Here is a 20,818-nt window from a genome sequence, read left to right on the forward strand (position 1 = left end):
GGGGCACGGTGACATGAGAGCGGTGTGGCGGGCGGCCGACGTACGGGCAGCCGAGGCGGGGCTGAGGGGCACACTGCCGGAGGGCACGCTGATGCAGCGGGCCGCCTCCGGGTTGGCCCGCCGGGCCGCCCTGCTGCTCGCCGAGCGGGGCGGGGTGTACGGCGGCCGGGTGCTGCTGCTCGTCGGCTCCGGCGACAACGGCGGTGACGCCCTCTACGCCGGGGAACGGTTGGCCCGCCGGGGCGTCGAGGTGTCCGCCCTGCTGCTCGCCCCGGGGCGGGCGCACGCCGCGGGGCTGGCCGCGCTGCGCGCCGCCGGTGGCCGGCTGGTCGACCGCCCGGCCGGTTCCGTCGACCTGGTCCTCGACGGCATCGTCGGGATCGGTGGCGCGGGCGGGCTGCGGGCGAGCGCGGACGAGGTGGTCCAGCGCCTCGACGACCTGCGCGGGCGCGACGGCGCTCGGGCCACCGTGCTGGCCGTGGACGTGCCGAGCGGGGTGGCGGTGGACACCGGGCACGTGCCGCTGGTCGCGTCCGGCCGGCCCGCCGCGGTCCGCGCCGACGTGACGGTGGCCTTCGGCGCGTTGAAGCCCGCCCTGGTGGTCGGACCGGCAGCGGTCCTGGCCGGGCACGTGGAGCTGGTCGACATCGGGCTGCGGCCCTGGCTGCGGGGCACTCCCGCGCTGCGGGTCACCGAATGGTCCGACCTCGTGCAGTGGTGGCCGCAGTTGGGCGCGGCGTCGGAGAAGTACACGCGGGGCGTGGTCGGGGTGGCGACCGGCTCGGCGACGTATCCGGGCGCGGCTGTGCTCTCCGTCGGCGGGGCGCTCGCCGGGCCGACGGGGCTGGTCCGCTACGCCGGCGGCGCTCGGGCCGAGGTGCTGCACCAGCACCCCTCGGTGATCGCCACCGGGCGGGTCGCCGACGCCGGCCGGGTGCAGGCCTGGGTGTGCGGCTCGGGGCTGGGCACCGGCGACGACGCGGCGGCCGAGCTGCGGGCCGTCCTGGCCGCCCCGGTGCCGGTGGTGCTCGACGCGGACGCGTTGACCCTGCTTGTGGACGGCTCGCTCGCCGACCGGCTGCGCGGCCGGGACGCGCCGATCGTGGTCACCCCGCACGACCGGGAGTTCACCCGGCTGTGCGGGGAGGAGCCCGGCGCCGACCGGGTCGGGGCCGCGCTGCGGCTGGCCGCCTGGATGAACGCGGTGGTGCTGCTCAAGGGGGACCGCACGGTGATCGGCACGCCGGACGGCCGGGCGTACGTCAACCCGACCGGCACCCCGGCGCTGGCCACCGGCGGCACCGGCGACGTGCTGGCCGGGCTGCTCGGCTCGCTCCTGGCGGCCGGGGTGCCGGCGGACCGGGCGGCGGCCTCGGCCGCGTACCTGCACGGGCTCGCCGGTCGGGAGGCGGCCCGCGGCGGCCCGGTGACCGCGCCCGACGTGGCGACCGCCCTGCGCCCGGTCGTCGCCCGGCTGGGCTGATCGTCGCTGTTCGGGGCCGGTTGGCCGGCTCGGCGGGCCGGGCCGTGCGTCGCCGCCCACCCGGATCAGGGCGGAAAGTAGGCTGGGCGTATGTGGCAGGCCGAGGTACGCGTCGATCTTGATGCGATCCGCGAGAACGTGAGCCGGCTCCGCTCCGGCACCACCGCCGAGCTGATGGCGGTGGTCAAGGGCGACGGGTACGGCCACGGGATGATCCCGTCCGCCCGCGCGGCGCTGGACGCGGGGGCCGACTGGCTCGGCGTGTGCACCCTCGACGAGGCGCTCACGCTGCGTCGGGCCGGGATCACCGCGCCGGTGCTGGCGTGGTTGCTCGCGCCGGGGCTGCCGCTGCACGAGGGGGTCGGCGCCGGGGTGGACCTCGCCGCCGCCAGCCTGCCGCAACTGGACGAGATGATCGAGGCGAGCCGGCGTGCCGGACGCCCGGCCCGACTGCACCTGAAGATCGACACGGGGCTGTCCCGGGGCGGCGCCACCGTCGCCGACTGGCCGGCGCTGCTCGACGCCGCCGCGAAGGCCCAGGCCGACGGCCTGGTCGAGGTGGTCGGCGTGTGGAGCCATTTCGTGTACGCGGACATGCCCGGCCATCCGACCACGGACCGGCAGCTCGCCGTCTTCCACGAGGGGCTGGCCATGGTCGAGCAGGCCGGGCTGCGCCCCCGCTGGCGGCACCTGGCCAACTCGGCGGCCACCCTGACCCGCCCGGACACCCACTTCGACCTGGTTCGCCCCGGGCTGGCCGTCTACGGTCTGTCCCCGGTGGCCGGCGAGACGTACGGGCTGCGGCCGGCGATGACCGCGCGGGCCCGGGTGATGCTCACCAAGCGGGTGCCCGCCGGCACCGGCGTCTCGTACGGGCACACCTACACGACCGAGGCCGACGCGAATCTCGCCGTGGTGCCCCTCGGGTACGCCGACGGTGTGCCCCGGCACGCGTCCAACACCGGGCCGGTGCAGCTCGCCGGTGCGCGGCGGACGATCTCCGGGCGCGTCTGCATGGACCAGTTCGTGATCGACTGTGGTGACGACCCGGTGGCCGACGGCGACGTGGCGACCCTGTTCGGCAGCGGTGCCGACGGCGAGCCGACGGCCGACGACTGGGCCGAGGCGGTCGGCACGATCAACTACGAGATCGTCACCCGGTTCGGCAGCACGCGGGTGCCGCGCGTCTACGACGGCGAGCGCTCGCCGTGAGCGCGAGGAGTGAGCCGGGGTTGCGAGCCCCGCAGTCGCGAACAAAGGTGACGCCGTGACGTACCGCATCCCGCGGCCGCGGACCGCCGCCGGCCGGGTCGCCGGCCTGGTCGGCGCCGCGGGCGGAGTGGCGGCGGCCGGCCTGGCCGCCGGCGTCGCGACCGAACGCACCCTGGTCCGCCGGCTCAAGGCCGACCCGGCCGACCGCTACGCGCACGAGAGGTTCGGCGAGCAGCGGTACGACGACGCGTTCCGGCTGGAGCTGCCGGACGGCACCGACATCCACGTCGAGGTGGTCGAGCCGACCCGCCCGGTGCCGGGGCACCCGACGGTGGTGCTGGTGCACGGCTTCTGCCTGGACATGGGCACCTTCCACTTCCAGCGCCGGATGCTCGCCGCGCGCGGCGACTACCGTGTCGTCGCGTACGACCAGCCCGGTCACGGCCGGTCCGGCCGGTTGGAGACCGGGGAGTACGACCTGGCGGTGCTCGGCCGGACTCTGCGCCAGGTGATCGACCGGACCGCCCCGGAGGGGCCGCTGGTGCTGGTCGGCCACTCGATGGGCGGCATGACCATCATGGCGTTCGCCGAGCTGTTTCCGGAGCTGTTCGGTGACCGGGTGGTGGGCACCGTGCTGATGGCCACCTCGGGCGGGTTGATCGCGGAGACCAAGCTGGTCGCGCCGGCGCTGCTCGGTCGGGTCGGCGGGCCGGTGCTCTACATGGTCAGCAACGCCACCCGGTACGGCGGCCCGGTGATCGACAAGGCCCGCAAGTCCACGTCCAACGTGGCCTGGCTGCTCACCCGCAAGTACGGCTTCGGCACCCGCAAGCCCAGCCCGGCGCTCGTTTCGTACGTGGAGACGATGAACTCCCGGACCTCCGCCGACACGGTGACCCGCTACCTGCGGACGCTTGCCACGCACTCGCGCTTCCCGGCGCTGGCCGCGTTGGCGAACGCGCCGGTGCTGGTGGTCGTCGGCGACAAGGACATGATCACTCCGGTGACACACTCGGAGGAGATCGTCCGGCGGTTGCCACACGCCGAGTTCATCAAGATCAAAGATAGTGGCCACGTGGTGATGCTGGAGCACGCCGACGAGGTCAACGCCGCGCTGGCGCGGTTCCTCGAGTCACTGGAGAGCATGGAGGACCGGTGAGTTTCGTCGTCAAACTGCCGACCGTCGAGGACACTCGGGAGTTCGGTCGCCGGCTGGCCAGGCTGCTGCGGGCCGGTGACCTGGTGCTGTTGACCGGTCCGCTGGGGGCCGGCAAGACCGCGCTCACCCAGGGCGTCGGCGTGGGGCTCCACGTTCTCGGCGACGTCACCTCGCCGACGTTCGTGATCGCCCGCGTGCACCGGCCCGACCCGGCCCGGGGTGGCCGGGTGGCCCTGGTGCACGCCGACGCGTACCGGCTGGGCGCCGCCAGCGACCCGCGTGCCGAGATCGACGACCTGGATCTGGACGCCTCGGTGGACGAGTCGGTGACCGTGGTGGAGTGGGGCGAGGGCCTGGTGGAGCAGTTGGTCGACGCGCACCTGCGGGTCCGTATCGACCGCCGCGACGACGACACCCGGATCGTCGAGCTGGAGCCGGTCGGTGGCGACTGGGCCCGACGGCTCGCCGAGCTGAGTTAGGGCCCGTGTCGGCGCGGCGTTGTCGGACCCGGTGCCTAGAGTGCGGGGGACCGACCCGCGCTGGAAGAGGTTCCTGATGCCCGACGACGCCCCCGCCCTGGATCTGCTGGCACTGCTGCCGGAGCAGTGGCGTGCCGTGCTCACCCCGCACCTCGATCCGGCCCGCACCGCCGCGCTGGCCGAGTTCGTCGCCCGGGAGTACGCGACGCAGACCGTCTTCCCGCCGTTGGAGGATCTCTTCTCGGCCTACCGGCTCTGCCCGCCGCAGAGCACCCGGGTGCTGATCCTCGGGCAGGATCCCTATCACCGCGCCGGGCAGGCCCACGGGTTGAGCTTCAGCGTCCGCGAGGGGGTGGCGGTGCCGCCGTCGCTGCGCAACGTCTTCAAGGAGTTGGGCGAGGACGTGGGCGTGGCCAAGCCGCGCAGCGGCAACCTCGACGGCTGGGCCGCGCAGGGCGTGCTGCTGCTCAACGCGGTGCTGACGGTGCGCCAGGCCACCCCGGGTTCGCACGCCAACTCGGGCTGGGAGGAGTTCACCGACGCCACGATCCGGGCGCTGAACGCCGCACCCGACCGGGTGGTCTTCCTGCTCTGGGGCGGCTACGCGCGCAAGAAGGCGGCCCTGGTTACCAACCCGCAGCACGTGGTGCTGGAGGCTGGCCACCCCAGCCCGATGAACCCGCGCGGCTTCCTCGGCAGTCGCCCGTTCAGCGCGGCCAACAAGGCGCTCGCCGACGCTGGCCGGCCCACCATCGACTGGGAGCGCACCGCGGGCTGATCCCTACGGCGCGGGCCGCGTCGCCAGCTCAGTGGCGTGGGCCGCGTCGCCAGCCTGTTGTTGTGGTGCGGGCTGTGCCGCCTGGCGAGACCGCGTGGCCCTTCGCCGCGCGGCGCGGGTCAGCCCTCGGCAGCGAGTTGCCGCGCCCGGTAGCGGCGCAGTAATTCGGCGGCCCGCGGCTCGGTCAGCTCCAGCTCGACCAGCGGCACCACCCGATAGTCGCGCCCGCCGTGGCGCACCTCGATCGTCTCGGGCAGCTCGTCGCACATGGTCGCCCTGATCTCGCCGTACCGGGTCGACCAACGGTGCTCGCCCGGCTCCTCTGGCTCCAGCCACACCCCGCCGAACTCGCCCCACCGGGCGTTCCACCGCTGGCCGTAGTTCGCCTTCAGCCAGCCGGTGAACCGTTTCGAGTCCTGCCAGCGCAGGGCGATCTCCACGGCGTCCACCGGCACCGGCGCGCCCTGCAACAGGGCCGCCGTGCCGCCGGTGAGCACCTGCGGAAAGTCGGTGAGTCGGTCCAGCGTCTCATCCAGGCCCAGCTCGTCGATGCGTTGGGCGATCGGCCGGGCGGCCAGTTCGTCGATGCGGGCGTCGAGGTGCGCGTCCAGCGGCTCGACCTCGACCACCATCTGCACGTCCATCGCGGCGAACAAGCGCTCCAGCACCGCAAGGCTCGCGGCGCGGCTGCCGCTCTCGATCCGGGCAACAGCCGCCTGGGTGACCCCCGCCGCCTCTGCCAACTCGGACTGGGTCAGGTCGCGCAGGTGCCGTTGCTGGCGGACAGCCCTGCCGAGCAGGGTGGCGAGGCGCGTCGGCGGCATGCCGACATGGTGGACCGGGCACGGCCGAGGAGAAACCGCTGAGCCGGATTCACGACTGCGTGGCCTGGGTCCGAGTTCCCGGCGACCCGGCGCCGTCGGGTGGGCCATTCCCTGATGAGCGGTATTCCTGTGGGTCATAAATATGACTCACAGGTATACCGTTTCTCACCGCAAGTGGCCTCCGGCCGAGCGGTGGCGTCCGCACAGGTCGACTGAGAACGGCCAGAACGGTGAGAGCGGCCAAGACGGCCAAGGCGGCCGATGCGGGCGATAGCGACAGCCCTGCTCGACGGCCTGAACGGCCGGAGTGGCCATGACGACAGTCGGAACGGCCAGGACGACCCGCTTAGAGCGGCCCAGGCGGCCGAGGATGACAGGCGGCCGGGCTTGAGTGGCCGGGCTTGAGGGGCCGGGCTTGAGGGGCCGGCACCCAGGGTGCCAGGGCGTCCAGGAGTGAGTGGCTGACCCTGGGCGCAGGCAGGGGGCGGGGCGTGGCCGGGCGGCGGTGGTGGGGCCGCTAGGCTGGCTAACCGTGCTCGTACTCGTGGTGGACAGCTCTACCCCCGCGGTGACCGCAGCGTTGGTGGAGATCTCGGCGGACGGCGTGACGTCCCGGGCGCACCGGTGCACGGTCGACGCCCGCGCGCACGGTGAACTGCTCGCGCCCCAGGTCGACGCGGTCCTCGCCGACGTCGGAGCGCGCCCGCGTGACCTGGGCGCCATCGTCGCCGGCCTCGGCCCGGGGCCGTTCACCGGGCTGCGGGTCGGCCTGGTCACCGCCGCCACGATGGGGCAGGTGCTCGGCGTCCCGACGTACGGCGTCTGCTCCCTGGACGGCATCGGCTACCCGGCGGCGGCCGGCGAGCCGGTGCTGGCCGCCAGCGACGCCCGCCGCAAGGAGCTGTACTGGGCCGTCTACGACGGCGCCGGTCAGCGGATCGTCGGGCCCGAAGTGTCCGCCCCGGCGGTGGCCGCCGCGCGCGCCCGGGAACTGGGGGCGACGGTCGCGGTCGGCGACGGGGCACACCGGCACGCCGAAGCCCTGGACCTGCCGGTCCGGGTCGAGCCGCGCTACCCGGAGGCCACCGTGCTGGCGCAGCTCGCCGCCGAGCGGATCCGGGCCGGCGCACCCGGCGAGCGGCTCACCCCGCTCTACCTGCGCCGTCCGGACGCCGTGGCGGCCACCGGCCGCAAATCGGTCCTGCCGTGAGCACGACGGTACGGCTGGACCCGTTCCGCTGGTGGCACATCGACGAGGCGATGCCCATCGAGGTGGACCTCTTCGGCGCGGAACACTGGTCGCCGGCGATGTTCTGGAACGAGCTGGCCAACAGGCACCACTATCGGGTCGCCACCGACACCGACGGCACCCTGCTCGGCTATGCCGGGCTCGCCGGAGCCCCACCGGACGAGGTGTGGGTGCAGGTCATCGCGGTCCGCCGGGACGTCCAGCGGCGCGGTGTCGGGCGTGTCCTGCTGGAGGAGCTGCTCGCCGAGGCGGCCCGACGTGACGCCCGCAGCACCCTGCTGGAGGTCGCCGTGGACAACGTGGCCGCCCAGCGGCTCTACGCGATGTACGGGTTCGAGCCGATCGGGGTGCGTCGCGGCTACTACCAACCGAGCAACACCGACGCGCTGGTCATGCGGCGCGACGCCGAGCCGACCGGGGACGGACCACACGACCATGGCTGACGAACCGCTGATCCTGGGCATCGAGACCTCGTGCGACGAGACCGGCGTCGGCATCGTACGCGGGCACACCCTGCTGGCCGACGCGCTCGCGTCCAGCGTCGAGGAGCACGCCCGCTTCGGCGGCGTGGTGCCCGAGGTGGCCAGCCGGGCCCACCTGGAAGCCATCGTGCCGACCATGCAGCGGGCGCTGACCGAGGCCGGTGTCACCCTGGCCGACATCGACGCCATCGCGGTCACCTCCGGGCCCGGGCTGGCCGGCGCGCTGCTCGTCGGCGTCGCCGCCGCCAAGGGGTACGCGCTGGCGGCCGAGAAGCCGGTGTACGGCGTCAACCACCTCGCCGCGCACGTCGCGGTGGACACGCTTGAGCACGGCCCGCTCCCGGAACCCGCGATCGCGCTGCTGGTCTCCGGCGGGCACTCGTCCCTGCTGCTGGTCGATGACCTGGCCCGGGGCGTCACCCCGCTCGGCGCCACCATCGACGACGCGGCCGGTGAGGCGTTCGACAAGGTCGCCCGACTGCTGGGGTTGCCGTTCCCGGGCGGCCCGCCCATCGACCGGGAGGCCCGCGCCGGTGACGCCGCCTCGATCGCGTTCCCGCGTGGCCTCACCGCCGCCAAGGATCTCGCCGCCCACCGGTACGACTTCTCGTTCTCCGGGCTGAAGACGGCGGTGGCCCGCTGGGTCGAGGCGCGGCAGCGCGCCGGCGAGCCGGTGCCGGTGGCCGACGTCGCCGCGTCCTTTCAGGAGGCGGTCTGCGACGTCCTGACCAGCAAGGCGCTCGCCGCCTGCCGGGCGCAGGGGATCGAGACGCTGGTGATCGGCGGCGGAGTGGCGGCGAACTCCCGGCTGCGGGCGCTGGCCGAGCAGCGGGCCGAGAAGTACGGCATCCGGGTGCGGGTGCCCCGGCCGAAGCTGTGCACCGACAACGGGGCGATGGTGGCCGCGCTCGGATCGCACCTGGTCGCCGCCGGGGTCGCGCCGAGCCGGCTGGACCTGCCGGCCGACTCGGCGCTGCCGTTGACAACGGTCAGCGTGTGACGGGGGCACCGGAGATGATCGTGCGGATGTGGGAGGCGCGCGCCGAGGCGTACGGCGTCGCCGACCTGATCACCTGGGTGTGCGACACCGCCCTGCCCGAGTTGGAGCACGACCCTCTGCACGTGTCGAGCGAGGTCTTCTCCTCCACCGACCACCGTGTCGTGGTCATCTCCAAGTGGCGCAGCAGCCCGCGTCCGCTGCCCGATCCACCCGCCCTGCTGGTGGCCCGCGCCCCGCACTCCTGGGATTTCACCCAGGTGGACCGCTGACGGGGGCCACCTCCACGGGTGGTCAGCTGCGGCGCAGCATCCGGTAGGTGGCGATCCCGCCGGTGCCGAGCGCGGCGAGGAAGACCAGCCAGACGACTGTGCTGCTGACTCCGACCTGTGGGCCGGCGTTCGCTCCGGCGGCGGCGAGCAGGCCGTCCTTGCCGGGGGCGGGCAGCGCGGCCGGCGGCAGTTCGGGCCACCGGACCAGTCCGGTGGACTCCAGCATCTGCATGTGGTGCTGCACGAAGGCGTTGGCGTCCTCGCAGAGCTTACGAACTGTCGCGTCGCGGGTGCTGGCACGCACCGCGCCGATCACCGGGAAGATCTTGCCGTGGGCCACGCGGAGCCGGGTCACGAAGATCTGGTCGAACCGGGCGCCGGAGGCGTTCTGCATCTCCGACAGCCAACCCTTCTGCTCGGCGGTCGGCTCGGTGGGGATGGACGCGCCGAGCTTGTTGGCGGCGTCCACGACGAGCTGGTCGAGCTTCTGGTGCTCGCCGGCGATGGCCGCGCCGATCTCCCGTACCTTCGCCGACTGTCCCTTTTCGGCGGCCATCTGACCGGCGGGCATCTCCCACAGCCCGGCCAACCGCACACCGTTGAGCAGTGTCATGTCGGCGGCGTTGAGCTGCTGCCCGCCGGAGGGGGCGGCGATGGCCACTCCGGGCAGGACACCGACCCCCGCGACGATCGCGATGAGCAACATCGCCGCGCGGTGCATCCGGTTGCCCGGCCGACGACGGGCGGATCTGAGCGGTGCCATGTCTGTGGTGCCTCCTCGGTCCGGACCGAAACGCGTCTGGACCGGGCAGCCGCACCCTGCCGGCCGCCCGTCCGCCCACTGGTACGGACTGATCGCCCGATCAGTTCATCCGCGCGCCCGGTGGAAATGCGTGCGGCGGACGAGCCGAAGCCCTCGGCGCGACGCGGATCAGCGGGTGACGGCGAGGAAGCCGCCGAGCAGCAGCAGCGTGAGCGCGGCGACGGCGAAGAGCACCAGCAGCTCCCGGCGGCCGTGCCCGATCGGGTCACCGCCGCCGGCCGTCGCGGCGGCGGGGTCGGGCAGAGCCGGCAGGTCGCGGGTCAGCGCGGCCAGGTCACCGAGGGTACGAGAGGCCCAGACCGCGCCGGCCCGCTCGGAGAACTCGTCCAGCGTGAGCCGGCCCTCGGTGGTGTGCCGGTGCAGCTCGGCGACCACCCGGTGGCGGTCGTCGTCGGAGGCGCGCAGCTCGACATCCACGCCGGACAGGGTACGCGGGTCAGCCCACGTCGAGGGGGTCGGCGAGGAGCCGTTCGAAGGCCAGTTCGGCGGCGCCGATCAGGGGCGCGTCCTCGCCCAGTTTGGGGGTGCGCAACCGGACGTGTTCCAGGCAGGCGCCGAGGGCGTTGGAGTTGAGTCGACTGCGGATCTGGGCCGCCGCGGCGAGGTAGAGGTCCCGCATGGTGCCGCCGAAGATGACCATCTCGGGGTTGAAGACGTTCACCAGGTTGGCCACCCCGAAGCCCAGCCAGTCACCGGCCTTGCGGACCGCCGTCTGGGCGCGGGCGTCTCCCCGGTCGGCGGCGTCGAAGACGGCCAGCAGCGCGTCGCGGCCCCGGGCGTCGGATCGTCCGGCCGCGCGGAGCAGGCCGTGCTCGCCGATCTCGGTCTCCCAGCAACCCCGGGCGCCGCACTCGCAGGGCATGCCGTCACGGACCACCTTCATGTGGCCGACCTCGCCGCCGTACCCGCCGTGTCCGGTGAGTCGACGCCCGCCGGCGATGATGCCGGCGCCGACGCCGACGTCGCCGTACAGGTAGATGACGTTGTCGCAGCCGGCCGCGACCCCCCGGGCGTGCTCGGCGAACGCCGCCACGTCGGCCACGTTGCCGACCGTGACCGGCACGTCGAGGCCCAGTTCGGCGCCGAGCGCGGCGCCGATCGGCTCGTCCACCCAGCCCGTGGTGGGGCCGAGCCGGACCAGGCCGTCCTCGCGGCGGACCATCCCGCAGACCGCGACGCCGGTGCCGACGCAGATCGCGTCGGCGGGCACCGCCTGCTGCATCTCCTTGACCGCACCGGCGAGCAGCGGCGCGGCCTCGGCGGCCAGCAGCCCGCGCGGTCGGTCCAGCTCCCGGCGGTCCAGCACCGCGCCGCCCAGGCCGACCCGGGCGGCGCGCAGCCGGTCCACCTCGACGGAGTACGCGTACGCGTACACCCGGGCCGACTCGGGCCGGACGACCAGTGACGGCCGTCCGGCCCGGCCGGTCTCCTTCGGTGTTCCCTCGCTGACCAGTCCGACGCCGGCCAGGTCGGCGGTGAGCGCGCCGATGGTGCTCCGGTTCAGCCCCAGGGTGGTGGTGAGTTCGGCGCGGGTGGTCGCCCCGTGGACGTGCACGTGCCGCAGCAGGGCCCCGAGATTCTGCCGCCGGACCTCCTCCTGGCTGGGTGCCGGGCGCATGCTGGTGCTACCTCCCGCGCGGTCAGCGGGTGCCGGTGGCTGCCGCGCGGCGGCGGGAGAGGGCGTCGACGCTGGCCGCGAGCAGCAGCACGACACCGGTGACCACGTACTTGACTCCCGCGCTGTACCCCATCAGGCCCATTCCGTTTTCGATGACCGCGACCACCGCGCCTCCCAGGACGGCGTCGAGGACGCGACCCTTGCCGCCGAAGAGGCTGGTGCCGCCGATCACCGCCGCGCCGACCGCGTAGAGCAGTACGTTACTGCCCCCCGTGTTCGGGTCGACCGAGTTGGCCCGGCTGGCGGCGACGATGCCACCGATGGCGGCCATGGACGAGCAGATGACGAAGACCGAGATCCGGATCCGGTCGACCTCGATGCCGGCCCGGCGGGCCGCTTCCCGGTTGCCGCCGACGGCGTAGATGTGCCGGCCGTAGCTGGTCCGTTGGAGTACGAACGTCCAGATGATCAGCAGCACCGCGATGACCGGCACCACGATCGGCACACCCTTGAGCGAGACGATCAGCACGTTGCGGCTGCGCTCCAGGTTGAGGACGTACACCGCCGTGCCGAGGATGACGGCGAGCACGCCGATCCGGAGCGCCACCACCGCGAGCGGGTCGGTGATCAGGCCACGGGCCACGCGGTTGCGGTGTCGCAGCAACTGCACCGCCGCGTAGCCGACGACCGCGAGGGCGGTCAGCGCCCAGCCCAGCGCGGGGGCGAGGTTGCGGTTGGCGATGGCGACCAGCACCTCGTCGCGCACCGAGATGTTGGTGCCCTCCTTCACGAGCAGCAGCACGATGCCCTGGAAGGCGAGGAAGCCGGCGAGGGTGACCACGAAGGACGGAATGCCGATCTTCGCGACGAGCAGGCCGAGGCTGGTGCCGATGAGCACACCGGTGGCGACCGCGGCCAGCACGGCGACCCACCAGGGGTACCCGAGCACGGTGACCACATTGGCCAGCACGGCCGCGCAGACGCCGCTGGCGAAGCCGGCGGAGAGGTCGATCTCGCCGAGCAGCAGTACGAAGACCAGACCCATCGCGATCAGCGTGACCGCCGCACCCTGGGTGAAGAGGTTGGCGAAGTTGCCCGCCGACAGGAACGACGACGGCCGCATGATCGCGAAGACGGTGCAGAGCACGACCAGGCCGAGCACCGCCGGTAACGCGCCGACGTCGCCTCCGCGTACCCGGCTGAGGTAGTTGCGGACGTGGCTCCCGACGGTCGGCGGCGGTGTGACGGCTGCGGGGCCGTCCTTCCGCACGGCGGCGGTGGTGGTCATCGGACGCCTCCTGAGATCGAGTCGGCCGGCTCCGGGCCGTCGCCGTTGCTGCCCGGGTCGGTGGCGAGGCCGAGGCCTCCCGAGCGCCCGGCGGTGATCAGCTCAACCACCTGGGCGTGGGTGATGTCGGTGGTCTTCACCTGGGCGACCATCTGGCCGAGGTACAGCGCGGCGATCCGGTCGGAGACGGCGAAGACGTCGTTCATGTTGTGCGAGATGAGCACCACGGCCAGGCCGTTGTCGGCGAGGCGACGGACCAGTTCGAGGACCTGGGCGGTCTGTGCCACACCGAGCGCCGCGGTCGGCTCGTCCAGGATGACGAGCTTGCTGTTCCACAGCACCGCCTTGGCGATGGCCACGGTCTGGCGCTGACCGCCGGAGAGGCTGGACACGTGCTGACGAAGCGACGTGACGGTGCGGATGGAGAGCCCCGCCAGGGTCTCGGCGGCGAGCTGTTCCATGGTCGGCTCGTCCAGGACGATGCCGCTGTGCTTCTCCCGCCCGAGGAACATGTTCTGCACGATGTCCAGGTTGTCGCAGAGCGCGAGGTCCTGGTAGACGACCTCGATGCCGAGGGCGGCGGCGTCGCGGGGACTGCCGATGTGCACCTGTTCGCCGTTGAACAGGACCTCGCCGGCGTCGGTGGGGTAGATGCCGCTGATGCACTTCACCAGGGTCGACTTGCCGGCGCCGTTGTCGCCGACCAGTGCGGTCACTTCGCCCGGGTGGACGGTCAGGGCGACGTCGCGGAGCACCTGGACGGGACCGAAGCTCTTGTCGATCCCGCGAAGTTCCAGCAGGGGGGTCGCGGACACGGGGTCTCCTTCTTAAGGGAGGGTCGGGGCCCGTCCGGCGGGCGCCGCCCGGCACGGGAGGATGCTCCCGTGCCGGGCGGCGATGGTCGTCCCGGCGGGTACTGCGGCGTCGGTCAGCTGATGCCGGCGTCGGCGCAGGCCTTGGCGTACGCCGCGGTGCAGACCTCTTCCTTGGTCACGTAGCCGTCGGCGATGACGTCCTTGATGTTGTCCTTGTAGATGGCCTTCGGGGTGAGCAGCACCGAGGGGACGTCACGGCCACCCTCCGGGTCCTTCACCGTCTGGCCGGTGTCCTTCTTCTCGCCCTTGGCGAGCGCGATGGCCAGGTCGGAGGCGGCCTTCGCCTCTTCGCGGACGGCCTTGTAGACGGTCATGCACTGGTCACCGGCGAGGATGTTCTGCAGGCCCTCGGTGCTGGCGTCCTGGCCGGTCACCGGCACCTTGCCGTTGAGCTTGTTCTTCTTCAGGATCGAGATGGCCGCGTTGCCGAGACCGTCGTTGGCGGCCAGCACGCCGTCGATCTTGCCGTTGGCCTTGGTGAGCTGCTGCTCGAAGATCGTCGTGGCCTGCGCGTTGTCCCAGGCCGGCACGGCGTCCTCGGGGCCCTTGACGTACTCCTTGGAGTCGAACTTCGGCTTCAGCACCGAGTCGTAGCCGGCCTTGAACAGGGTGGCGTTGTTGTCGGTGGGGGAGCCGTTCAGGTACGCCACGACGGGGTTCTTGGCGTTCTTCTCAGTCAGGCACTTCGACAGGCCCTCGCCCTGGAGCTTGCCGACGGTCTCGTTGTCGAAGCTGACGTAGTACTGGGCGGAGCCGCCCAGGGTGAGCCGGTCGTAGTCGATGGTGGCGACGCCCTGCGACTTGGCCTTGTCGAGCACGGCCTTACCGGTGCCGGAGTCCAGGTTGACGATCATCAGGGCGGTGACGCCGCTGGTGATCATCTGGTCGGCGATGGTCTGGAAGGCGGTCTTGTCGTTCTGGGCGTTCTGAATGTCGTACTTGACGCCAGCGGCCTTGAACGCCTCTTCCAGGAACCTGCGGTCCGCGGTCTCCCACCGGGCGGAGGACTTGCTGTCCGGGAGGATGACGCCGATCTTGGGGGTCTTGGCGGAGCTGGGCTTGTCGGAGCCGGAGTCGTCGCCGCAGGCGGTCAAACCGCCGGTCGCGAGCAGGCCCACGGCGGCGATGGTGAGGATCCCCTTACGCATGTGCAGGGTCCTTTCGGAGGTGGGGGAGGTGTTGTTTTGTTGTGTCCGGCAACGTATTTCGCGTCACACTGGTCCCACAAGACCGCGCAGGTGCCAAGTTTGTTGGAAGCGATAACAATTCAGCAACGCGACTGTTACTCCCCGCGTATGCCATGCGGGAGTCGACGTAACGACTGTCGTCAGTGGGTCTGCAACGGCGCGGTGCGGGCGTCGGTCAGCGCCACCAGATCCGCTGCGGCCAGTTCGAGTTGCAGACCGCGCCGACCAGCCGAGACGTAGATCGTCGGCAGATCCAGCGCGGATTCGTCCAGCACTGTGGGCAGGCGCCGGCGCTGCCCGAGCGGGCTGATCCCGCCGCGCACGTAGCCGGTGGCCCGCTCGGCGACCGCCCGGTCGGCCATCGTCGCCCGCTTGCCGCCGACCGCCGCCGCGAGCGCCTTGAGGTCCAGCTCGCCGGTGACCGGGACGACCGCCACGGTCAGGGCGCCGTCGACCTCGGTCACCAGCGACTTGAACACCCGCTCGGGTGCCACACCGAGCGCCTCGGCGACCAGCGCGCCGTAGTTCGGCACGTCCGGGGAGACCCGGTACGGATGGGTGCGATACGCGATCCCACGCTTGACCAGCAGCGCGGTCGCCGGAGTGCCCTGTCCCGCCACACCGACGACGCTAGTGGACCGGGTGGCCGACCAACACGGTCGGTGCCCCGGCCGTCCGGGTGAGCACCAGGCTCGCCGCCTGGTCGCCGGCCAACCGCAGATCCCGCCGCAACTGCTCCGGGGTGAGCGCGGAGCCCCGCTTGAGGATCTCCACCCGGCCCACCCGCCGTTCCCGCAGCAGTGCCCGCAGGCGCTTGAGCGAGAACGGCAGCACGTCGGTGATCTCCAGGCACCGGGCGTACGGGGTGGGCGTCGGCCGGTCGGCGTAGAGGTAGGCGATGCTCGGGTCACCCAGCGTGGCGTCCAGCTGGTCGGCCAGTTCGGCGACGAGGTGCGCGCGGACCACGGCCGGATCCGGGTCGTACAGGTAGCGGCGCGGTGGCCCGACCGGCGCGTCGGTGGCGCCCGAGCCGGTGAGCTGAAAACGGTGCGTCTCGGCGCCCACCTGCCGGTAGAGAGTCGCGCGGCGGGGCACCTGGGCCAGGTCCCCACACCAGAGCGCGGCCTCGACCAGGTCGCCGTCCACGCCTACCCACTCCGCCTCCGCGCCGGCCGGGATGAGCGCGTGGTCCAGTCCCGGCGCCACCTTCACCACCGTGCGCGGCACCCGTTCCGCGAGCCCGGTGACGAAGTCCCACGGTGGCGAGTAGGCGCGCGGGTCGAAGATCCGCCGACCGGTGCCGCTCGTACGTCGGGCCGGGTCACAGAAGACGCCGTCGACCCGGGAGACGTCGAACGCGGTGGCGTCGCCGCACTCGACCGTGAACAGCTCGGCCAGCCCCGCGGCGGCGGCGTTGGCGGCGGCCATCGCGGCGGTCACCGGGTCGGCCTCCACCCCGTACACCCGGATGCCGGCGCGGGCGGCGGCGAGCGCGTCGGCGCCGAGGCCGCAGCCGAGGTCGGCCAGCGTGCGCACGCCGGCCGCGCGCAGCCGCTCGGCGCGGCGGTCGGCGACGACCCGGCGGGTGGCCTGCTCCAGCCCGGCGCGGGTGAGGAACATCCCGGCGGCAGCCGGGCCGAACTTGCCGACCGCCCGGTGGCGCAGCTCGGCCTGGGTGAGCGCCGCCGCGGCCAGCGCGGGCGGCACCCCGCCGGCGCGTAACGCCGACGCCGCCGCCAGTGGATCACCGCCGGCCAGCCCGGCCGCCGCCGTGAGCGCGGCCGACCCCTCGGGGGTACGCAGCGCCGCCAGCTGATCGAGATCCACCCCACCATTCTCCCGGCCGAGGCGGAAATACCGGCTGGCGGGGCGCGACGCGCTGGCACTCTCCTTGACGGAGTGCTAGCCACGGAATAACCTGCGATTAGCACTCTCACCCTGAGGGTGCCAGCTTCCGGGTCTCGCGACCCGGGTGCGCACGCCAGGCGGACCGGCACCCGCGACGACGGCCCCGCCCGGTGGCATGAGGCAGATTGACGCTGGTCAGCCCCGCTGGCCGGCAACGAAACCAGTAGTACCCCAGGAGGGTATGCCCGTGACTACCGCGACCAAGGTTGCGATCAAGCCGCTCGAGGACCGCATCGTGGTCCAGGCGAACGAGGCTGAGACCACCACGGCGTCGGGCATCGTGATCCCCGACACCGCCAAGGAGAAGCCGCAGGAGGGCACCGTCCTCGCTGTGGGTCCGGGGCGCGTCGACGACAACGGCAACCGGGTTCCGGTTGACGTGCAGGTCGGCGACACCGTCCTCTACTCGAAGTACGGCGGCACCGAGGTCAAGTACGCCGGCGAGGAGTACCTGGTGCTCTCCGCCCGCGACGTCCTCGCGGTCATCGAGAAGTAAGCAACCGATCAGTGTCGCTGCCCCGGTCCGGCTCGCCGGGCCGGGGCAGCTTCGCTTCGAAGGGACATACATGGCGAAGATCCTGAGCTTCTCGGACGACGCCCGGCACCTGCTGGAGCACGGTGTCAACGCCCTCGCAGACGCGGTCAAGGTCACCCTCGGCCCGCGCGGGCGCAACGTCGTCCTGGACAAGAAATTCGGTGCGCCGACGATCACCAACGATGGTGTGACCATCGCCAAGGAGATCGAGCTCACCAACCCCTACGAGAACCTCGGCGCGCAGCTGGTCAAGGAGGTGGCGACCAAGACCAACGACGTCGCCGGCGACGGGACCACCACCGCGACCGTGCTGGCGCAGGCGATGGTCCGTGAGGGCCTGCGCAACGTGACCGCCGGGACCAACCCGGCCGGCCTCAAGCGGGGCATCGACGCGGCGGCCACCAAGATCTCCGAGGCGCTGCTCGGCCGCGCCGTCGAGGTCGCTCACAAGAAGTCGATCGCGAACGTGGCGACGATCTCGGCGCAGGACGCCACCATCGGCGAGCTGATCGCCGAGGCGATGGAGCGGGTCGGCCGCGACGGTGTCATCACCGTCGAGGAGGGCTCGATGCTCACCACCGAGCTGGACGTGACCGAGGGTCTCCAGTTCGACAAGGGCTTCATCTCGCCGAACTTCGTCACCGACCTGGAGGGTCAGGAGTCCGTCCTGGAGGACGCGTACATCCTGGTCACCACCCAGAAGATCTCGGCGATCGAGGAGCTGCTGCCGCTGCTGGAGAAGGTCCTGCAGAACAGCAAGCCGCTGCTGATCATCGCCGAGGACGTGGACGGTCAGGCGCTCTCCACCCTGGTGGTCAACTCGCTGCGCAAGACCCTCAAGGTCTGCGCGGTCAAGGCCCCGGGCTTCGGCGACCGGCGCAAGGCCATGCTCCAGGACATCGCGATCTCCACCGGCGCCGAGCTGGTCGCTCCGGAGCTGGGCTACAAGCTCGACCAGGTCGGCCTGGAGGTGCTCGGCAGCGCCCGGCGCGTCGTGGTCGACAAGGAGAACACCACGATCGTCGACGGCGGCGGCCAGAAGGCCGACGTCGACGACCGGGTCTCCCAGATCCGCAAGGAGATCGAGGCCTCCGACTCCGACTGGGACCGGGAGAAGCTGGCCGAGCGGCTGGCGAAGCTCTCCGGCGGCATCGCCGTGATCAAGGTGGGTGCGGCGACCGAGGTCGAGATGAAGGAGCGCAAGCACCGCATCGAGGACGCCATCGCGGCGACCAAGGCCGCGGTCGAGGAGGGCACCGTGCCCGGCGGCGGCGCCGCCCTGGTGCAGATCCTTCCCGTGCTCGACGACGACCTGGGCTTCACCGGCGAGGAGAAGGTCGGCGTCTCGATCGTGCGCAAGGCGCTGGTCGAGCCGCTGCGCTGGATCGCGCAGAACGCCGGCCACGACGGCTACGTCGTGACGCAGAAGGTCGCCGACATGCAGTGGGGCCACGGCCTCGACGCCGCCACCGGCGAGTACGGCGACCTGGTCAAGGCCGGCATCATCGACCCGGTGAAGGTGACCCGCAACGCGGTCACCAACGCCGCCTCGATCGCCGGTCTGCTGCTCACCACCGAGAGCCTCGTGGTGGAGAAGCCGGAGCAGGCCGAGCCGGCCGCCGCCGGTGGGCACGGCCACGGCCACGGTCACCAGCACGGCCCGGGCTTCTGACCCGGTAGCGACACCCGCCCCGGGGCACACCGTCGTACGGCGGTGTGCCCCGGTTCGTCTCCGCGATCATTACCAAGCGCTGACATGGTTGGCGACCCGGCGGATTGATCGCGCACACTGGGCCGATGAGCACCACGTCGCGGCGGTACGCCGCGCTGGCCGGAGTGACCGCCGCCGCCGTCGCGATCGGGATCGCGGAGCCGGTGGCGGTGCTGACGGGCCCCCGGTCGGCGCCACTGGTCGCGGTGGGTGGGGTGGTCGTCGACGCCGTCCCCGAGCCGCTCAAGCAGTTCGCCATCGACGTCTTCGGCACCGCCGACAAGATCGCCCTGCTGATCGGAACGGCCCTGCTGCTGGGCGCCTTCGCCGCGCTGCTCGGAATGGTGGCGGTCCGCCGGCTGGCCCTGGGCCTGGCCGGCATCGCGGCGTTCGGCGTCGTCGGTGTGGCCGCCGCGCTGACCCGCCCCGGCGCGGACGTCTTCGACGCGCTGCCGTCGCTGGTCGGTGGCGGACTCGGCGCCCTGGTGCTCTGGCTGTTCATCGCCGGCCCGTTCGAGCTGGACCCCTGGCCCTGGACCTCACCCGCCACCTCCCGCCCGGCAACCCCGCCGGCTGCCGGTCCTGGTGAATGGCCGGTGTCGCCCGCCGGGCCGACGGAGGGCCTGCCGGTCCCGGTGACCCCCGCCGCCCCGCCGGTGCCGGTGACCCCGGCCGCGCCGGCCGCGACTGTCGATCCGGAGTCGCGCCGACGGTTCCTGACCGGCACCGGTGTGCTACTCGGCACGGCCGCCGTGGCCGGACTCGGCGGGCGCTGGCTGGCCGGGCGGCGCGGCGTGTCCGCCGCCCGGGACGCGATCCGGCTGCCCGCGCCGGTCGCCCCCGCACCGGCCGTGCCGGCGGGCGCGGACCTGTCGCTGGCCCAGCTCGCGCCGTACGTCACCCCGAATCTCGGGTTCTACCGGATCGACACCGCCCTGGTGGTGCCGCAGGTGGACCCGGAGACCTGGCGGCTGCGCATCCATGGCCGGGTGGGCACCGAGCGCACCTACAGCTACGCCGATCTGCTGGCCCGGCCGTTGGTCGAGCGGTACGTCACGCTGGCCTGCGTCTCGAACGAGGTCGGTGGGGACCTGATCGGCAACGCCCGCTGGCTGGGCGTACCCCTGCGGGAGCTGCTGGACGAGGTGCAGCCGGAGGAGGACGCCGACCAGGTCGTCGGCCGGTCGGTCGACGGTTGGACCTGTGGCACCCCCACCGCCGCGCTCCGCGACGGACGCGACGCGCTGCTGGCGATCGGCATGAACGGCGAGCCGCTGCCGGTCGAGCACGGGTTCCCGGTCCGGATGGTGGTGCCGGGCCTCTACGGCTACGTGTCGGCCTGCAAGTGGGTGACCGAGCTGGAGCTGACCCGGTTCGCCGACTTCGACGCGTACTGGGTGCCGCGTGGTTGGTCCGCCCAGGGCCCGATCAAGACCCAGTCGCGCATCGACGCGCCGCGACGGCGCAACCGGTTGACCGCCGGTCCGGTGACGGTGGCCGGTGTGGCCTGGGCGCAGCACCGGGGCGTTCGCCGGGTCGAGGTACGCGTCGACGACGGCCCCTGGCAGGAGGCGCAGCTGGCCCCGACGGTGTCGGTGGACACCTGGATGCAGTGGTCCTGGCGCTGGGACGCCACGCCGGGCGAGCACCGGCTCCAGGTCCGGGCAACGGACGCGACAGGCGAAACCCAGACCGAGCGCACGCAGAGCGTCGCCCCGGACGGCGCCACCGGCTGGCACACCGTCCCAGTCAACGTCCACTAACCCCCACCCTGCCCCCGCCCCCACCCTGCCCCTGGTGATCATGAAGTTATTGCCTTCAGCGACGGCGTGTCGGGGCAATAACTTCATGATCGACGGGGGCAGGGGTGGGTGGGGTGGGGTGGGGGCAGGCGCGCGGAACCGCGCTCCCGCTGGGCGGGGGCGCGGTTCGCGGTGT

Annotated in this window: 21 protein-coding genes; 12 read left to right on the plus strand and 9 right to left on the minus strand. The window is 72.7% G+C overall.

The features are described 5' to 3' along the window. Positions 1 to 13: 13 nt before the first annotated feature. The 5 genes from ABZU46_RS05980 (at position 14) to ung (ending at position 5,111) form a co-directional block, all read left to right on the plus strand. On the plus strand, positions 14 to 1,483 hold the full coding sequence (locus tag ABZU46_RS05980) for an NAD(P)H-hydrate dehydratase (RefSeq protein ID WP_354855334.1): 1,470 nt from the start codon (positions 14 to 16) through the stop codon (positions 1,481 to 1,483). A gap of 90 nt (positions 1,484 to 1,573) precedes the next feature. Further along, positions 1,574 to 2,695 (plus strand): alanine racemase, encoded by a 1,122-nt coding sequence (gene alr, locus ABZU46_RS05985; RefSeq protein WP_354855335.1) that lies wholly within the window; start codon positions 1,574 to 1,576, stop codon positions 2,693 to 2,695. 55 nt (positions 2,696 to 2,750) lie between these two features. Next, positions 2,751 to 3,854 (plus strand): alpha/beta hydrolase, encoded by a 1,104-nt coding sequence (locus ABZU46_RS05990; RefSeq protein WP_354855336.1) that lies wholly within the window; start codon positions 2,751 to 2,753, stop codon positions 3,852 to 3,854. Continuing rightward, complete coding sequence (gene tsaE / locus ABZU46_RS05995) at positions 3,851 to 4,333, plus strand: tRNA (adenosine(37)-N6)-threonylcarbamoyltransferase complex ATPase subunit type 1 TsaE (RefSeq protein WP_354855337.1); 483 nt, start codon at positions 3,851 to 3,853, stop codon at positions 4,331 to 4,333. The genes ABZU46_RS05990 and tsaE overlap by 4 nt, the downstream gene beginning before the upstream one ends. Before the next feature lie 76 nt (positions 4,334 to 4,409). After that, positions 4,410 to 5,111: a uracil-DNA glycosylase gene (gene ung / locus ABZU46_RS06000; RefSeq protein WP_354855338.1), complete on the plus strand. Its 702-nt coding sequence runs from the start codon at positions 4,410 to 4,412 to the stop codon at positions 5,109 to 5,111. Between the two features lie 119 nt (positions 5,112 to 5,230). On the opposite strand, the gene ABZU46_RS06005 is transcribed toward ung, so the two are convergent. Continuing rightward, complete coding sequence (locus ABZU46_RS06005) at positions 5,231 to 5,935, minus strand: helix-turn-helix transcriptional regulator (RefSeq protein ID WP_354855339.1); 705 nt, start codon at positions 5,933 to 5,935, stop codon at positions 5,231 to 5,233. 532 nt (positions 5,936 to 6,467) lie between these two features. On the opposite strand from ABZU46_RS06005, the gene tsaB reads away from it, so the two are divergent. The 4 genes from tsaB to ABZU46_RS06025 are packed head-to-tail and all read left to right on the plus strand — an operon-like array spanning position 6,468 to position 8,935. Further along, positions 6,468 to 7,145, plus strand: a complete 678-nt coding sequence (gene tsaB / locus ABZU46_RS06010) for a tRNA (adenosine(37)-N6)-threonylcarbamoyltransferase complex dimerization subunit type 1 TsaB (RefSeq protein WP_354855340.1) — start codon at positions 6,468 to 6,470, stop codon at positions 7,143 to 7,145. Then, positions 7,142 to 7,627: a ribosomal protein S18-alanine N-acetyltransferase gene (gene rimI, locus ABZU46_RS06015; RefSeq protein ID WP_354855341.1), complete on the plus strand. Its 486-nt coding sequence runs from the start codon at positions 7,142 to 7,144 to the stop codon at positions 7,625 to 7,627. The genes tsaB and rimI overlap by 4 nt, the downstream gene beginning before the upstream one ends. After that, positions 7,620 to 8,666, plus strand: a complete 1,047-nt coding sequence (tsaD, locus tag ABZU46_RS06020; RefSeq protein ID WP_007465128.1) for a tRNA (adenosine(37)-N6)-threonylcarbamoyltransferase complex transferase subunit TsaD — start codon at positions 7,620 to 7,622, stop codon at positions 8,664 to 8,666. The genes rimI and tsaD overlap by 8 nt, the downstream gene beginning before the upstream one ends. A 14-nt stretch (positions 8,667 to 8,680) precedes the next feature. Further along, entirely contained in the window at positions 8,681 to 8,935 is a 255-nt protein-coding gene (locus tag ABZU46_RS06025; protein WP_039906914.1) for a hypothetical protein, read from the plus strand. A gap of 22 nt (positions 8,936 to 8,957) precedes the next feature. Here the strand turns inward: ABZU46_RS06025 and ABZU46_RS06030 are convergent, their stop codons facing one another. The 8 genes from ABZU46_RS06030 to ABZU46_RS06065 all read right to left on the minus strand — a co-directional run bounded on the left by ABZU46_RS06030 (position 8,958) and on the right by ABZU46_RS06065 (position 16,553). Then, on the minus strand, positions 8,958 to 9,698 hold the full coding sequence (locus ABZU46_RS06030; RefSeq protein ID WP_354855342.1) for a DUF4142 domain-containing protein: 741 nt from the start codon (positions 9,696 to 9,698) through the stop codon (positions 8,958 to 8,960). A gap of 168 nt (positions 9,699 to 9,866) precedes the next feature. Next, on the minus strand, positions 9,867 to 10,175 hold the full coding sequence (locus ABZU46_RS06035) for a DUF1707 domain-containing protein (protein WP_354855343.1): 309 nt from the start codon (positions 10,173 to 10,175) through the stop codon (positions 9,867 to 9,869). Between the two features lie 19 nt (positions 10,176 to 10,194). Next, entirely contained in the window at positions 10,195 to 11,376 is a 1,182-nt protein-coding gene (locus ABZU46_RS06040) for an ROK family protein (RefSeq protein ID WP_354855344.1), read from the minus strand. Positions 11,377 to 11,398: 22 nt separating this feature from the next. Continuing rightward, on the minus strand, positions 11,399 to 12,664 hold the full coding sequence (locus tag ABZU46_RS06045) for an ABC transporter permease (RefSeq protein WP_354855345.1): 1,266 nt from the start codon (positions 12,662 to 12,664) through the stop codon (positions 11,399 to 11,401). After that, positions 12,661 to 13,479 (minus strand): ATP-binding cassette domain-containing protein, encoded by an 819-nt coding sequence (locus ABZU46_RS06050; protein WP_354855346.1) that lies wholly within the window; start codon positions 13,477 to 13,479, stop codon positions 12,661 to 12,663. The genes ABZU46_RS06045 and ABZU46_RS06050 overlap by 4 nt, the downstream gene beginning before the upstream one ends. A 113-nt stretch (positions 13,480 to 13,592) precedes the next feature. After that, positions 13,593 to 14,687 carry a substrate-binding domain-containing protein gene (locus tag ABZU46_RS06055; RefSeq protein WP_354855347.1) on the minus strand — a complete coding sequence of 365 codons (1,095 nt, stop codon included), beginning with the start codon at positions 14,685 to 14,687 and terminating at the stop codon, positions 13,593 to 13,595. Between the two features lie 179 nt (positions 14,688 to 14,866). After that, positions 14,867 to 15,346, minus strand: coding sequence for a Cys-tRNA(Pro) deacylase (ybaK, locus tag ABZU46_RS06060; protein WP_354855348.1), 480 nt, complete (start codon positions 15,344 to 15,346; stop codon positions 14,867 to 14,869). 10 nt (positions 15,347 to 15,356) lie between these two features. Then, positions 15,357 to 16,553 (minus strand): methyltransferase domain-containing protein, encoded by a 1,197-nt coding sequence (locus tag ABZU46_RS06065; RefSeq protein ID WP_354855349.1) that lies wholly within the window; start codon positions 16,551 to 16,553, stop codon positions 15,357 to 15,359. Positions 16,554 to 16,815: 262 nt separating this feature from the next. Between ABZU46_RS06065 and groES the strand changes: the two genes are divergently transcribed. The 3 genes from groES to ABZU46_RS06080 all read left to right on the plus strand — a co-directional run bounded on the left by groES (position 16,816) and on the right by ABZU46_RS06080 (position 20,643). Further along, positions 16,816 to 17,130 carry a co-chaperone GroES gene (gene groES / locus ABZU46_RS06070; RefSeq protein ID WP_030330046.1) on the plus strand — a complete coding sequence of 105 codons (315 nt, stop codon included), beginning with the start codon at positions 16,816 to 16,818 and terminating at the stop codon, positions 17,128 to 17,130. Between the two features lie 70 nt (positions 17,131 to 17,200). Further along, positions 17,201 to 18,841: a chaperonin GroEL gene (gene groL / locus ABZU46_RS06075; RefSeq protein WP_354855350.1), complete on the plus strand. Its 1,641-nt coding sequence runs from the start codon at positions 17,201 to 17,203 to the stop codon at positions 18,839 to 18,841. A gap of 125 nt (positions 18,842 to 18,966) precedes the next feature. Then, entirely contained in the window at positions 18,967 to 20,643 is a 1,677-nt protein-coding gene (locus ABZU46_RS06080) for a molybdopterin-dependent oxidoreductase (RefSeq protein ID WP_354855351.1), read from the plus strand. Positions 20,644 to 20,818 lie beyond the last annotated feature (175 nt).

The organism is Micromonospora sp. NPDC005197 (assembly GCF_040608295.1).
Classification (GTDB): Bacteria; Actinomycetota; Actinomycetes; order Mycobacteriales; family Micromonosporaceae; genus Micromonospora.

Bases quoted from the DNA above. Each gene is read 5' to 3' on its own strand.
- ABZU46_RS06030 (WP_354855342.1), bottom strand. From the start codon at position 9,698: ATGGCACCGCTCAGATCCGCCCGTCGTCGGCCGGGCAACCGGATGCAC.
- ABZU46_RS06025 (WP_039906914.1), top strand. From the start codon at position 8,681: ATGATCGTGCGGATGTGGGAGGCGCGCGCCGAGGCGTACGGCGTCGCC.
- ABZU46_RS06080 (WP_354855351.1), top strand. From the start codon at position 18,967: ATGAGCACCACGTCGCGGCGGTACGCCGCGCTGGCCGGAGTGACCGCC.
- tsaD (WP_007465128.1), top strand. From the start codon at position 7,620: ATGGCTGACGAACCGCTGATCCTGGGCATCGAGACCTCGTGCGACGAG.
- alr (WP_354855335.1), top strand. From the start codon at position 1,574: ATGTGGCAGGCCGAGGTACGCGTCGATCTTGATGCGATCCGCGAGAAC.
- ABZU46_RS06040 (WP_354855344.1), bottom strand. From the start codon at position 11,376: ATGCGCCCGGCACCCAGCCAGGAGGAGGTCCGGCGGCAGAATCTCGGG.
- ABZU46_RS06055 (WP_354855347.1), bottom strand. From the start codon at position 14,687: ATGCGTAAGGGGATCCTCACCATCGCCGCCGTGGGCCTGCTCGCGACC.
- groL (WP_354855350.1), top strand. From the start codon at position 17,201: ATGGCGAAGATCCTGAGCTTCTCGGACGACGCCCGGCACCTGCTGGAG.
- groES (WP_030330046.1), top strand. From the start codon at position 16,816: ATGCCCGTGACTACCGCGACCAAGGTTGCGATCAAGCCGCTCGAGGAC.
- ung (WP_354855338.1), top strand. From the start codon at position 4,410: ATGCCCGACGACGCCCCCGCCCTGGATCTGCTGGCACTGCTGCCGGAG.
- ABZU46_RS06045 (WP_354855345.1), bottom strand. From the start codon at position 12,664: ATGACCACCACCGCCGCCGTGCGGAAGGACGGCCCCGCAGCCGTCACA.
- ABZU46_RS06005 (WP_354855339.1), bottom strand. From the start codon at position 5,935: ATGCCGCCGACGCGCCTCGCCACCCTGCTCGGCAGGGCTGTCCGCCAG.
- ABZU46_RS05980 (WP_354855334.1), top strand. From the start codon at position 14: ATGAGAGCGGTGTGGCGGGCGGCCGACGTACGGGCAGCCGAGGCGGGG.